The 13,930-nt window shown below is 45.6% G+C and carries 13 protein-coding genes and 1 pseudogene; 5 read left to right on the forward strand and 9 right to left on the reverse strand.

Going from position 1 to position 13,930, the window contains the following annotated elements; translation table 11 throughout:
• Positions 1 to 66 precede the first annotated feature (66 nt).
• Positions 67 to 1,215, reverse strand: a complete 1,149-nt coding sequence (locus tag NAF29_RS16535; RefSeq protein WP_251262739.1) for an S-(hydroxymethyl)glutathione dehydrogenase/class III alcohol dehydrogenase — start codon at positions 1,213 to 1,215, stop codon at positions 67 to 69.
• A 126-nt stretch (positions 1,216 to 1,341) separates the two neighbouring features.
• Here NAF29_RS16535 and NAF29_RS16540 point away from each other — a divergent pair, with 126 nt between their 5' ends.
• Positions 1,342 to 2,214, forward strand: coding sequence for a LysR family transcriptional regulator (locus NAF29_RS16540; RefSeq protein WP_251262740.1), 873 nt, complete (start codon positions 1,342 to 1,344; stop codon positions 2,212 to 2,214).
• A 44-nt stretch (positions 2,215 to 2,258) separates the two neighbouring features.
• Here the strand turns inward: NAF29_RS16540 and NAF29_RS16545 are convergent, their stop codons facing one another.
• Together NAF29_RS16545 and NAF29_RS16550 are read right to left on the reverse strand one after the other, a co-directional pair.
• Positions 2,259 to 4,802 (reverse strand): glycoside hydrolase family 2 TIM barrel-domain containing protein, encoded by a 2,544-nt coding sequence (locus NAF29_RS16545; protein WP_251262741.1) that lies wholly within the window; start codon positions 4,800 to 4,802, stop codon positions 2,259 to 2,261.
• 299 nt (positions 4,803 to 5,101) lie between these two features.
• Entirely contained in the window at positions 5,102 to 5,353 is a 252-nt protein-coding gene (locus tag NAF29_RS16550; protein ID WP_251262742.1) for a TIGR03643 family protein, read from the reverse strand.
• 206 nt (positions 5,354 to 5,559) lie between these two features.
• On the opposite strand from NAF29_RS16550, the gene gad reads away from it, so the two are divergent.
• Positions 5,560 to 6,918, forward strand: a complete 1,359-nt coding sequence (gene gad / locus NAF29_RS16555) for a glutamate decarboxylase (protein ID WP_251262743.1) — start codon at positions 5,560 to 5,562, stop codon at positions 6,916 to 6,918.
• Positions 6,919 to 7,059: 141 nt separating this feature from the next.
• Positions 7,060 to 8,247: a DUF6786 family protein gene (locus NAF29_RS16560; protein ID WP_251262744.1), complete on the forward strand. Its 1,188-nt coding sequence runs from the start codon at positions 7,060 to 7,062 to the stop codon at positions 8,245 to 8,247.
• Positions 8,248 to 8,313: 66 nt separating this feature from the next.
• On the opposite strand, the gene NAF29_RS16565 is transcribed toward NAF29_RS16560, so the two are convergent.
• The 3 genes from NAF29_RS16565 to NAF29_RS16575 form a co-directional block, all read right to left on the reverse strand.
• Positions 8,314 to 9,306, reverse strand: a complete 993-nt coding sequence (locus NAF29_RS16565) for a galactose-1-epimerase (protein WP_251262745.1) — start codon at positions 9,304 to 9,306, stop codon at positions 8,314 to 8,316.
• A gap of 214 nt (positions 9,307 to 9,520) precedes the next feature.
• Positions 9,521 to 9,913, reverse strand: a complete 393-nt coding sequence (locus NAF29_RS16570) for a rhodanese-like domain-containing protein (RefSeq protein ID WP_251262746.1) — start codon at positions 9,911 to 9,913, stop codon at positions 9,521 to 9,523.
• Positions 9,914 to 10,125: 212 nt separating this feature from the next.
• Entirely contained in the window at positions 10,126 to 10,440 is a 315-nt protein-coding gene (locus tag NAF29_RS16575) for a hypothetical protein (protein WP_251262747.1), read from the reverse strand.
• Between the two features lie 130 nt (positions 10,441 to 10,570).
• On the opposite strand from NAF29_RS16575, the pseudogene NAF29_RS16580 reads away from it, so the two are divergent.
• Positions 10,571 to 11,628 (forward strand): annotated as a pseudogene (locus tag NAF29_RS16580) (IS4 family transposase).
• 136 nt (positions 11,629 to 11,764) lie between these two features.
• Here NAF29_RS16580 and NAF29_RS16585 read toward each other — a convergent pair.
• The 3 genes from NAF29_RS16585 to NAF29_RS16595 form a co-directional block, all read right to left on the reverse strand.
• Positions 11,765 to 11,983: a BrnA antitoxin family protein gene (locus tag NAF29_RS16585; RefSeq protein ID WP_251262748.1), complete on the reverse strand. Its 219-nt coding sequence runs from the start codon at positions 11,981 to 11,983 to the stop codon at positions 11,765 to 11,767.
• Positions 11,976 to 12,272: a BrnT family toxin gene (locus tag NAF29_RS16590; protein ID WP_251262749.1), complete on the reverse strand. Its 297-nt coding sequence runs from the start codon at positions 12,270 to 12,272 to the stop codon at positions 11,976 to 11,978. The genes NAF29_RS16585 and NAF29_RS16590 overlap by 8 nt, the downstream gene beginning before the upstream one ends.
• Positions 12,273 to 12,401: 129 nt before the next feature.
• Positions 12,402 to 13,109 carry a 2'-5' RNA ligase family protein gene (locus tag NAF29_RS16595; RefSeq protein ID WP_251262750.1) on the reverse strand — a complete coding sequence of 236 codons (708 nt, stop codon included), beginning with the start codon at positions 13,107 to 13,109 and terminating at the stop codon, positions 12,402 to 12,404.
• A 133-nt stretch (positions 13,110 to 13,242) separates the two neighbouring features.
• On the opposite strand from NAF29_RS16595, the gene NAF29_RS16600 reads away from it, so the two are divergent.
• Positions 13,243 to 13,930 (forward strand): IS4 family transposase (locus NAF29_RS16600; protein ID WP_251262751.1); only part of this gene is annotated, 688 nt, incomplete at its 3' end.

Here is a 13,930-nt window from a genome sequence, read left to right on the forward strand (position 1 = left end):
GCGTCACCTATTTCTGCGCGTAAAAGCCGCACTGAGGACGGTGCGGCGATCTACTTTTAAAATGATTTATTTGTTCATGTGAATAACAGTACGAATACTCTTTCCTTCATGCATGAGATCAAAAGCTTGGTTAATATCGTCAAGACTCATGGTGTGCGTAATAAACTCTTGCAGACCAAACTCGCCTGCCATATAACGATTCACAATTTCAGGTAGCTCAGAGCGGCCTTTCACACCGCCAAACGCACTTCCGCGCCACACTCGTCCTGTAACCAGTTGGAAGGGGCGAGTTGAAATCTCTTGACCGGCACCAGCAACACCAATAATCACGGATTCCCCCCAGCCTTTATGGCAACACTCAAGCGCCTGACGCATGACATTGACGTTACCAATACATTCAAATGAGTAGTCGACGCCGCCATCGGTCATTTCAACAATAACGTCTTGAATAGGCTTGTCTAATAATTGCGGATTAACCAGATCGGTAGCCCCTAATTTAGTGGCGAGTTCAAATTTACTTTCATTAATGTCGATGCCAATAATACGACTGGCTCCGGCCATACGCGCACCAATAATAGCCGACAAACCAATACCGCCTAATCCGAATATTGCCACAGTGTCGCCCTGCTCAACCTTTGCGGTGTTGAGAACTGCCCCCATACCCGTAGTTACCCCACAGCCTAATAAACACACTTCTTCTAGCGGCGCTTCCTGGTTTACTTTCGCCAATGATATTTCAGGCAGTACAGTGTATTCGGAGAATGTTGAACAGCCCATGTAATGATAGATTGGCTGCCCATCTTTATAGAAGCGCGTTGTGCCATCGGGCATCAGGCCTTTGCCTTGTGTTTCTCGAACGGCCTGACAGAGGTTGGTTTTACCCGAAGTACAAAATTTACACTGACCGCATTCTGCGGTATAGAGAGGAATCACGTGATCGCCAACGGAGACGCTAGTCACGCCTTCACCAATCATTTCGACGATTCCGCCGCCTTCGTGGCCAAGAATTGATGGAAAAATTCCTTCCGGATCATCACCAGACAAGGTAAATGCATCGGTATGACAAACACCCGTAGCAACGATTCGAACTAAGACCTCCCCTTTTTTGGGAAGTTGAACGTCGACTTCTTCCATTTTTAACGGCTCGCCGGCAGCCCACGCAACCGCAGCCTTTGATTTAATGAATTCTTGCCCAGGTGAAGTTTTGATTGTCATGTTCTATTCCTCGTCACTACAGCTTTAAGTACAGACGATTATAGCCCTTTCACATTTAACAATAATCAATCATTATAGGGAATCACTTTTACGTATTTGTAATAATAAGCACGTTAAGGAGTCATTGTGGCAAGCTGGGAAGGAGTGAATGAATTTGTGTCGGTCGCACAAACTAACAGTTTTACCGGCGCGGCCAAGAAGCTGTCAACTTCAGTTGCTCAAGTCAGCAGGCGAGTATCTGCCCTAGAGCAACATTTAGGTGTGGTACTTCTATATCGGACCACCCGCAGAGTATCGCTGACTGAAGCGGGTCAAGTGTATTACCAACAGTGCAAACATGTGGTGGAAGGCTTAGATTTGGCCGAACTTGCCGTTTCAGAAATGCAGTCCTCTCCTAAAGGGCTCCTTAAAATCACAGCACCCGTAACGTATGGAGAACAGCACATTGCGCCGCTTTTGCATCAATTCCTAGGCCAATATCCAGCGGTGAATCTAGAACTGGTTCTCACCAATCAAAAATTGGATCTGATTGAATCAGGCATTGATATTGCCGTTCGACTGGGGCGCTTGGACGACTCAAGGTTCGTGGCTAAAAAGTTATCCACTCGCCAACTGCACGTCTGCGCAAGCCCAGCTTATATTAAGCGCCATGGTGAACCGTACACGCTGTCGGAGCTTAGTCACCATCAATGTTTGATGGGCTCAATTGATTATTGGCGTTTCACTGAAGACGAGACAGAACGGTCGATTCGGGTCAATGGCCGCGTTAAATCAAATAGTGGTCTGGCGCTGAGAGACGCCGCTAAACGCGGCTTAGGATTAGTACAGTTGCCGGACTACTACGTCCATGAAGATCTGGCAGCCGGCCACTTAATTGAAGTGTTAACGCACTATCGATGTGAGCGCGAAGGCGTATGGGCGCTGTACCTTCAAAATCGCCATCTCTCTCCGAAGGTTCGACTCTTGATCGATTTTCTTTCAGAAGCCTTGAGCAGTTGATCAATTGCGGCAGCTTCTTTGAAGAGAATCCACCGCCCAATAAACTAACGCATATTTAGTACAACGGTTTGATCAGCAAATCCGTCGGCTTTAGCCGTAACTGTGACAACCCCCTTGATTTTGGTCGATTGAATGATGGCCAATGCGCGCCCGTCCGAGGTGGTTAGACTACTCGCCTGAAAATCTTGGATGTTGTCAGCTGCACCATTATCAACGCCTAACAATGTGGCCTGCCCGTCTATGTCAAAAGTCACGTGAACATCTTCGGTCTTAACCGCCCTACCATTGTTATCAATGAGTTGAACCATCAAATGTGCAACGTCGTAGGCGTCTGCAACGAGTTGCTCTTTATCTGCCGTCAAAGAGATGGCCGAAGGTTTCCCTGCGCTAAATAAGTGCACTTCCTGTTCTTGCCCATCAAAGCCCGCCTTCGCCGTGAGCGTCCCTTTTTCATAGGGCACAACCCAACGCATCACGCGATTACCGCTTTCTGATAGACTTCGTAAGCCCAATGATCGCCCGTTCAAAAATAGCTCAACCGTTGCGTGATTAGACGCCACTTCAACCAATACCGACTCGCCTTTTTTATAGTTCCAGTGCGTATTGGAGTCGCGCCATTTAAAACTTCCCCCCCAGCCATTGGGATCTTTTTGAATCGGCAAGGCCAAGCCCGACATTTCATCCACTGTAAAGCCCGAGCCCTTTAACGGCAACGTGCCCAAAGACAAGTGAGGTTTATTGACCCAAATACTTTTAAAATAGTTCCAGCCCTGCTTTTTGAAACCAGCGAGATCGAGCATGTCACCCCACCCACTTTTTTCAGGCCATTTGTTGTGCCGTTCACCCATGTAGTCAATGCCAGTCCACATAAAAATACTGAATACACCCGGGTGGTCCAGTACCTGTTTCCAGTCACTCCAAAGTCCTGGGTTTTCATTAATGGTGATGTGCTTGTCTGGGAAGTGCGTTTGTGCCCATGGAATTGTGATGTTGCGGTAACTGAACCCTGAAATATCAACTGCATCGGCATAACCAGTCACCAGACTCACTTGCGGTATGATCATATTCGTTGTGACGGGGCGGCTGGTGTCTAATTCTCGCGTCCATTTGGCTAATTTTTCTGCAGTTTCATGTAACTTGTACTTGCCCTTAGCCGACTCGTCATAGCGTTTTTTCAACTCTTCAGGACTGAACTTCGGCAAACCTCCCCAAAAGTTATCATTATCTAGCTCTGGTTTTTCAGGATCCCAATAGCCCGTCACGTAGCGATAGTTTAAGTAAGTCCATTCAATTTCATTGCCGATACTCCACTGCACAACACTCGGATGATTTCTATCACGGAGCATGGTTCGGGTTAAATCACTTTTACCCCATTCTTGAAAATGCTGGTCATAACCTCGAGAGATATAGTCATCGTGTCGATCATTTTTGTTTAACCGCTTATCTTTTGGGTAGTCGAATTCGTCGAAAAACTCGTTTTGAACCAGTATTCCCATTTCATCACAAAGGTCTAAAAATTCTTGCGAGTAAGGATTATGTGCTGTGCGAATAGCATTAACCCCTGCGTCTTTTAGCAATTGTAAGCGGCGTTTCCAAACCCCCTTGGGCACAGCTGCACCCACCAACCCTCCATCGTGGTGCAGACTCACACCTTTCATAAATGTTGGTTTTCCATTTAAGAAAAAGCCTTGATTAACGACAAAATCAATCGTCCGAATACCAAATGGCGTGGTGTACTGATCAACAATCTCATCATGTTGTACAATGCTCGTGATGGCTCTATACATGTTGGGTGTTTCGATGCCCCAGAGGTTCGGCTGTTGCACAACAAGCTCTTGTTTCACCGTTGATTTAGATTGGCTACCCACGTTGACCGTTTGCTTGTGGGTGGCAACGATATTGCCTGTGGCATCCTCAATGTTCGTGTGTAACGAAAACGATTGTTCGTTGCTGTACTGATTACGTACATCAACAGCAATATGCACCCTAGCAGACTCACTTGAAACATCAGGAGTGGTGACGAACGTTCCCCATATTGGAATATGAAGCTTGTTCACCGTCACTAATTTTACATTTCGATAAATACCACTGCCTGTATACCAACGGCTATCAACATATCGGGAATGGTCAACATGAACAGTAAGCACGTTGTCTTGGCCATTGCTGGTTAAATGCGGGGTTAAATCAAAATGTGAGGGAGAATACCCGTAAGGGTTTTCTCCCAACAATACGCCATTAAGCCAAAATGTAGCATTGTTGTACACGCCATCAAACAACACGAACGCACTGCTCGTTTGCATATTATCTGGCGTTTTGAAATGCTTTTGATACACACCAACACCGCCGGGCAGATACCCTGTAGCACCTTCCCATTGATCAGAGAATGAATGCTCAACACTCCAGTCGTGCGGCAGTCGAATGGTACGCCATTGGCTGTCATCTAAAGGGATTGTAGAGGGTAATGTGGTATCGTTAACGAGGGTAAATTTCCAATCAAAATTGAAATCAGTCTCTCGCTCCCAAGGCTGCGCAAATGCATGCCCCACCATCAATACAAAGCCCAACGTTAACCCAACGATTCGATTCATCTTGTTTCTGTCTTTTGCTAAAAAGTCACTAGAAATTTTTACAACCGTTAAGTCTCGCCAATGTATTAACCGCCAAGCCAGAGACAGTTAAATACCAAATCAGCACCCACATTGTTAACAGTTACCAAAACGCGAAAGGGAATACTAAATGATTATCGTGCCCCATTTCTAGGACTGACGATGGGAGTTGTGACATTAAATGAATTAACCGTTTAACGTTTCTGAGACGCGCCCATACAAACTGCAAGCGCCAAGGCGCTATGCGTTGCTGGTGAGAGCCTTTGACGGCCTTGAGTGTTTTACTTGTGCTTATATTGAGTTGGGCAATAGCCTCGACTGACATCTGCCCTACGAAGTTTTAAATGTTTGGTTTCTCGGCCAGACACACGCGTTCGCCATACCTCAAAGCTTTTACGTTTTAATCGACTCCGCATCAATTCAATGACGGCAGGCTCAGCTAAACCGAACTGAATTTCTATAGCCTCAAATGGAGTCCGATCCTCCCACGCCATCTCAATCACTCTAGATTCGCACGCTTTAGTGAGTGTCATTAATCGCACCTACATATTAAAACCACATTGAACAACACCAAAGTTACGTTGCGACCGGCAAAATGGTTCATCAAAACATTGTCTCATTTAGCTTGCTATTCATAGCGCTTGCTTGCGCACCGCAGAATCCTGTCTAGTCTGAACAAAGCATTCACTGATGATAAAGCGATCACCCCCCTCGATTCGACCTTGAAAAGGAAAGCACCATGAGCACCACCAACCCGTATGAACAGTTCAATATCCATATTCCAGAATCAACCTTTCCCGAAGAATCGTTAGACCCAACAGCAGCAAAAGCACTGGTAAAAAGTGAGTGCTGGACAGACGCCAACCCCATGCTTAACTTATCTTCTTTTGTCACTACTTTCATGGAAACAGAAGCGCAAGAAATTTTTGACGACGGTTCATTCAGGAACTTTGCCGACCCAGACATGTACCCTCACACCAAAAAGACCGAATCAAGGTGTGTTAATTGGTTACATGATTTGTGGAATGGCCCACGCGATGCAGAACCTTACGGCGCAGCATGCATTGGTTCTTCTGAAGCGTGTATGCTCGGGGGGCTGGCTCACAAATGGAATTGGCGCCAGGCTCGAAAAGCTGCAGGCAAAGATGCCAGCAAGCCAAACATGGTCACCGGCGGAAACGTTCAAATCGTGTGGAAAAAATTCCTCAAATACTTTGAGGTGGAGCCACGCATTGTGCCGCTAGAGTCGGGGAATTATCGCCTCACGGCTGAGCATCTAGACGAGTATGTCGATGAAAATACCATTTGTGTAGTTGCAATTGCCGGTCAAACCTTTACCGGTGAAGATGATGATATTCAAGAAATCCATGACTGGCTTGATGCCTACGAAGAAAAAACCGGCATTTCTATCCCAATGCATATCGACGGCGCTTCAGGTGGGTTCGTAAACCCATTTTTATATCCTGAGTATAAGTGGGATTTTCGCTTGCCCCGCGTGAAATCAATCAACGCATCGGGCCACAAATATGGTCTTGTACCACCGGGATTGGGTTGGATCATCTTTGCCGACCGCTCAGTGTTCAATGAAGACTTGGTATTTTACGTTAATTACCTTTGCGGTGAAGCCGCAACAGCCACGTTAAACTTCAGCAAAAGTTCGGCAACCGTGTTGGTGCAATATTATCAATTCTTGCGCCTGGGCCGTGAAGGCTATACGCGCATCATGAGAAAAACGCTCGAACACGCTGAATTTATTAGAGATGAATTGGTAGCAACCGGCAAATTTACCATTATGAATGCCACGCAACGGATCCCAGTTGTTGCACTCACACTCGATAAATCTGTAACTCGATATAACGAATTTGATGTCTCGAACAAAGTGCGCGAACGAGGTTGGATTTTGTCGGCCTATTCCATGCCAGCCAATGCGCAAGAAATTAACAGTCTGCGAATCGTCGTTCGACCGCACATGAACCAAAATGTGGCTGAACTACTTGTGCAAGATATTAAAGCGGCCTGCGATTTCCTTGAAGAGCATGGCGGCAACGCGACACCTCCCGCACTACATGCAGCACACAAAACCTCCGCTAAATGTTGATTTGATCATGCCGTCTCTCTAACTCACAGATATCAAGGTGGCAGTCTTTGCCGCCTTGTACTTCAAAGCTGACATACCTCTCAACTTTCAATGTTCAATCCCCTTAGAATACATTGTAAATTGTTAACCATGCGAAATATCATGATAAATCGAACGACGCTTTCTCTGACAGCACTCACCCTCTCCCTGTTCAACACAGGTGCGACTCAAGCCGTCACGTTCAACGATGATGTCGAACTTTTAAAACAAAAGCACCAGCCCATAATATTAACGAACGGTAATAGTCGTTTAGCTGTGCTGGCAGAATATCAGGGCCGAGCAATGGTCAGCAGCATGGCTGGCGACTCTGGCCAAAGCATTGGCTGGATGGACCGGCAATTACTCCAACAAGATCTCAGTAACGTACAAAACCTTAATGTGGGAGGTGTCAGTCGGCTTTGGTATGGCCCAGAAAAAGGTCCTTACGCCCTATTCTTTAAACCCGGTAAAGAGCAGGTAGTCGAAACGATTCACTATCCTGATGCCATGACTCACATCGCCTTTGATGTTGTGAAGCAATCGTCGCAACAAGTAGAGTTCAACAAAACGATTCAACTGACCAATCACATGGGCACAGATTTCACATTTGATGTAAATCGGCGTATTGAGCTATTCGACCGAGAGCAGCTTGTTGAATCGTTAGGGGTGCCAATTCCTCTCGCGCTTGATGCAGTCGGTTTTAGCGCTAAAACACAACTTACTAATGCCAGTACAAAAACACTTTCGCGAGATAAGGGATTAGTCGCCATTTGGGAGCTGGGATGCTTTTATCCCAACGCCACCGTAGCCATTCCTATGGAACCACCTCTAGCTGAAATTACGTCATACTTTACACCGCTCAAACATAGCCACACACGCGTTAAGGGCAATACGGTGTTTTACAAAGCAGATGCCAGTTACCTCAACAAAATTGGTATTCGCCCTGCGCAAACTAAACCCATTATGGGGAGCTACAATGCAGAGCTGAACATGTTGACAGTCGTCAAGTTTCAATTCAAACCGCCGGCTGACGGCACCTATGTAAACTCAGAATGGGTCGATGATGTTGACCCCTATGCCGGTGACGTGACAAACATCTTTAATCACGGTATTCAGCAAGATGGCAAAGCCGGGCCATTTTACGAAATGGAAACTTCATCCCATGCCAGCGAACTATCACCAGGCCAAAGCACCGAGCATTATCACAACACATATCATTTTAGTGGCAACAAAAAGCAACTAAGCCGAGTGAGCGAAGCATTGCTTGGGGTTACATTGCAACAACTTCAGCAGGCTTTTGATTCGCCTTAACCACGATCATTGTAACGGCCTGCACAAGCATTATCTGATCACAGGCCAGCATTTGTAGAAGTGTCGTTAAACGCTAAATTGAAAGCGAGTGGCGTATTTGTAAACTTCGCTCGGCTGCAAGATACACGTTTGATGTGGCCAATTACGATTCGGTGCATCGGGCAGAAATTGGGTTTCTAACGCTATGCCTTGATAGTCCACACCTTCACCAGTCCGTGTTGGTACTCCGCCAAGATAGTTGCCCGTATATAGATGTAAAGCTGGTTTACTGGTATAAACCGAAAGGCACACTTTGCCATCGGCGGAGAGCACTTGCGCCGCGGGAGTATTATTATCTGAAGGCGCAATCATAAAGCTATGGTCGTAGCCTTTAACGCGTTTTTGTTGTTCATCAGCAAGAAGCACTGCACCCACCGCCTTAAAGGTTCTAAAATCAAAGTTGGTATGCTCTACAGCTTCTAAGTGCGCTTCAGGAATACCATCACTACGTACAGGAAGATAGCGATCTGCTGCAATTTTCAGCTGGTGCTGATGCACGGTACCGTGCTCTACATCAAGATTAAAATAACTATGATTAGTGAGGTTTAACGGACAAGGCTTATCAACGTGAGCTTCATAACTGATTGTCAGGTCATTATCGTCACCCAACTCGTAATGCACTTGTACCTGCAAGTTGCCCGGATAGCCTTCGTCACCATCGTTCGACTTAAATTCGTATACTGCTGAGTGCGCAGAATATTGAAGAAGTTGCCACGTACTGTGACTGAGTTGCCCTGCTCCATGAAGATGATTAGGCGCTTGGTTAATCGAGAGCTGGAATGATTGCTCTTTAATCGCAAATTGACCTCCTGCGATGCGATTCGCAAAACGCCCAACATTTGCGCCGAGAAACGCAGGGTTAGACAAATAATCGTCCCGTGTGTCACTCCCAACGACAACTTCACGCATTTTTCCTACTACCGGCACTCGAATACTTGCGATGCTGGCGCCTACATCAACCAACCGCACTACCATTCCATTGGAGTTAGAAAGCTCTAGCCAGTGTGGGGTCTCGGTCATTGCGTAATATCCTTGATTTATTTATTTTAACTATTAAAACAAATAATGACGCATATAGCAGTCAAAGGAAATACATCGAAGATACAAACGAGTCATATATTTGCTATAGATCATTCGATCGCGGCGCGTTGCAACGTCATATTGAGTGCCAAAGAAAATCAGCACACCGTAAACTGTTTACATCTGTAAGTTAAATTAATGCGTAGGGGGTTGTCTAACAGCCGCAATCCACTTGCCTTCCAGGCGTAGCTTCACGGCCTTCAGTAGCATAACCGTCTCTACGCCACCAATCCAAACCGCCTAGTAGCTCTTTCACATTAAAGCCAAGCCGGGCTAAATTTAAAGCTCCCTTAGTCGAAGCATTGCAACCAATGCCGTCGCAATAGCACACATACAATGCTGCTTTATCTAAATGCTGAGTTGTTTGCGCGCTCATTGTGCGGTGAGGAATGTTTATCGCACTCGGGATATGTTGAATATCAAATACTTCAGAAGATCGAGCATCAATAACCACAATATTGAATTTCTTTTGAAGTGACTCGTACAAATCCCAAGAATCAATTTCATACTTCAACTTGTCTTCGTAATACTTGATTTGTTCAGTCATTAAAACCCTCCAAGGTTTATAGGGCCCAATAAAGGTCTAAACCAGACGACCTCACGACTCAACTTGAACGCCGTAATCACTAAACACAAACGCAAGCGTAATGAACCATTCTTAATCCCTTTGATAACGCCCTGACTCCACATACTAAATAGCTATCATTAAACAAACTATGATGTGTAATGATAAACGGAAAAAGCGACTTGATGCGCTTGTTATACGTTTTTGCACTTACTATTTTCATGGCTTCCGCTTAGATTCAACTTGATATCCTTAAGCGTAGGTTTAGCATTTGATATTGCCAAATAGGCATTAGCCAGAGTTTCTGGCGCTGCACAATAATCAACATCTACGATCACTGTTGAAAAATTTAATGACTTCAATTTCTTCTCTAGCTCAGCAAATGTTAGCTCTGTTTTAGAATTGCTAATTAAGTAATTTGATTCTTTTACATAAATAGTGATTACTTCATCTGCAATCGTGGTAAAGGGCATTGATAAAAGTAGTGTTAATGCAAGAATGCTACGCATAAGCCCTCCATGATGTAACGCACCAGTCTAAGGAATCCCCTCATAATATTGATTCCTTTCAATAAGATAGACACGCATAAGGCGATTTGATCGAATTACTTTCGCCAAAAAACAACAAGAACCACACCCCATGCGTGACACGGTTATCTTACATGATTTGCTTAAAAATCAATGCCCTTTAGTCCACAACAAACGACTTAAATCGCTGATGACAGCCGTTCAATCTCTGCTTGATGGTCAACAGCTTTCGCTCACTGAACTTGGGCGTAATATCTCTGGTTCAGTTGCAGCCAAACACAACATCAAGCGGATTGACCGATTGCTTGGCAATGGCGCACTTCATCAAGAGCGACTCGCCATTTATCGCTGGCATGCAAGACTGCTGTGAGGGGCTAATCCGATGCCCATTATCTTGGTCGATTGGTCGATTGGTCGGATGTTCGCGAGCAAATGCGCCATCAAACATTCCGCGCTTCGGTCAGTTTTGAAGGCCGCTCGGTGACGCTTTATGAACGAGTATTTGCCTTTGCTGAATACAACTCGCCGGTTAGTCACAATCCGTTTATCGATGAGTTAGCGAGTATTATTCCTTCCAACTGCTGTCCCTTAGTTGTCACCGACGCAGGCTATCGCAATCCTTGGTTTCGGGCGATTGAAGCCAAAGGTTGGTTTTGGCTTGGCCGTGTTCGAGGTGACGTGGGATTCCGCCCCAAAGGCGATAAACACTGGCATAGCAACAAATCTTACTACCCAACAGCGAATGCCAAAGAGCCATGGCTATTAGCCACCAACTTACCGCCGCAAAGTATGACCTCAAAGCAGTTGGTAAACCTTTACGCCAAACGAATGCAGATTGAAGCAAGCTTCAGGGACATCAAAAGCCCGAAGTACAGCCTTGGCCTGCGCCACAGCAACAGCCGTTGCCCCAAACGATTCGACATATTATTACTTATTGCCATGCTCGCTGAATGGGCCTTGCGATTGCTAGGAATGGTGGCGATTAAACGCAATTGGACGCCACAATTTCAGGCGAACACCATCAAACACAGGCGGGTTTTATCTTTGATTAGACTCGGAAGAGAGGTTAGAAAACGATGGCGGGATTACCCCATCAGCAGCGCCGATATACGGTGGGCTATCGGCCATTACATCAGGCTGGTTCACCAAACGGGGATGCCAGAATTATGAGGGGATCCCCCAGCGCACCAGTAACGGGCACCAAGGTTAACACAACTTTTTGCGCTAAACTGGCTCCGCCAGTGCAAAAAGGTGGGTTAGCCTTGTGTGTCCCGCCCAGCTTGCTGGGCCTTGGTTGACTGGCTTGTTAGCTCTTGGGAGTCCATTCAAGCTTCAATTCTTTGTGATTGACGGTGCAATCCTTTAAGTAAAGGTTGATCAGGTTTTGGTATGGAATCCCATTTGCCTCAGACAGATGCTTAAAATATTCAATCACATCTTCATCTAGGCGAATCGTGATCTGCTTCTTAAGCTTCTTCGCATACGGGTTTTGCACCGATTCTGAAAAGTCATATTGTTCACGCATGTCGAAACCCCTCATATTGCTTACGTTCACGCTTCTCTGCTTTACGAGCTGAGATGATTCGGATCTTATTACCCAAATCACGATAACAATGGCAAACAACAAGCGTGTTCCACTGCGAACTCAGCCCCATAAGGATGAAACGCTCTTCATCCACAGAACTATCTGGATCCGAGATCAAGCGGGCAAATTCATCAAAGAAAACAGATTCAGCTTCTTCAAAGCTAATTCCGTGTTTCCTGAAGTTTGACTCTGCTTTGTCAGGATCCCATTCAAAATTAAATGCACTCATAACTACATTGTAGTTACATAGTAAGAATTACGCAATGAGAGAGCTAACTCCGCATTAAGGTGTGAGCGGCGCTTGGCTATACTTGAGCGAAGCGAAACTGCCAAGCGTTGCGAATCACTCAATGCTTTGTTATACGCGTTGTTGGTCTAGCACCGAACCTCGAGCCAAAGATTTTGTGACTGCCAAGTTTTGATACCAATTGTTGTATACTAATTCAAAGTCTTTCAGAACGACGCTACCAAAATCATGATTTCGATACTGCTTACACAACTTAAAAAGTTGCTGACCATCGCTAATTGGGGTTTTGAAGCGAATTAGAGAACTGTGGGCTGTGACCAGTTTATAGCGACTGTCAATAGTAACCCTTAGCCCCGCGTCACTTAACTGAGTCCTAAGTTCATTTCTGAACTCCTCCAAAGCGTTATTTGCAGGAAATCCTTGAAGCACAATGCAATTGGGTGATGCGCTAACACCGGAATACTTAATTTCTATTTGCTGTATTGTACTCAGAGCTGAAAAAAATATTTCAGCATACTTATGAACATTGATTTCACTCAGTTCAAACTTAGGTACACACGAAATCACTGATAATACAGTAAGGTGCAGTTCATCAAGCGGGTGATAGTACTGGTTGGGCTCTAATTCTCGTACTGTTTCCTGAAAATTCATAATTTCATCAAGAATGAGGCTGTTACCCTGCTTTAAATATGCTAAAGCAGTGATACCCCTTCGAGAGTCATTCGCAACATCTATTAAATGCGAGTCTAGCTCAAAATCATTGTGAGCAGATGCTAGTTCAAACCTTTGCCACATCTGATCGTAGATACTCTGAATCATTATTTCCTCTAAAGCGTATAACGCCCCAAACTAAGGAATCCCCTCATAATATTGATTCCTTTCAATAAGATAGACACGCATGAGGCGATTTGATCGAATTACTTTCGCCAAAAAACAAACAGATAAACACCTCATGCGTGACGTACGTATCTTACATGATTTGCTTAAAAATCAATGCCCTTTAGTCCACAACAAACGACTTAAATCGCTGATGACAGCCGTTCAATCTCTGCTTGATGGTCAACAGCTATCGCTCACTGAGCTTGGGCGCAATATCTCTGGCTCCGTCGCCGCCAAACACAACATCAAGCGCATCGACCGATTGCTTGGTAATGGCTCGCTTCATCAAGAGCGACTCGCCATTTATCGCTGGCATGCAAGGCTGCTGTGTGGAGCCAATCCAATGCCCATTATCTTGGTCGATTGGTCGGATGTTCGCGAGCAAATGCGCCATCAAACCCTACGTGCCTCGGTGAGTTTTGAAGGACGCTCGGTGACGATTTATGAACGAGTATTTGCCTTTGCTGAATACAACTCGCCGGTTAGTCACAATCCGTTTATCGATGAGTTAGCGAGTATTCTTCCTGTTAATTGTTGCCCATTGATTGTCACCGACGCAGGCTATCGCAATCCTTGGTTTCGGGCGATTGAAGCCAAAGGTTGGTTTTGGCTTGGCCGTGTTCGAGGTGACGTGGGATTCCGCCCCAAAGGCGATAAACACTGGCATAGCAACAAATCTTACTACCCAACAGCGAATGCCAAAGCACGGCTTCTTGGTGAGGGCGAATTGGGCCGTAAAAGCCCGATTCGAGCCGCATTGC

The organism is Echinimonas agarilytica, assembly GCF_023703465.1.
Taxonomy (GTDB): Bacteria; Pseudomonadota; Gammaproteobacteria; order Enterobacterales; family Neiellaceae; genus Echinimonas; species Echinimonas agarilytica.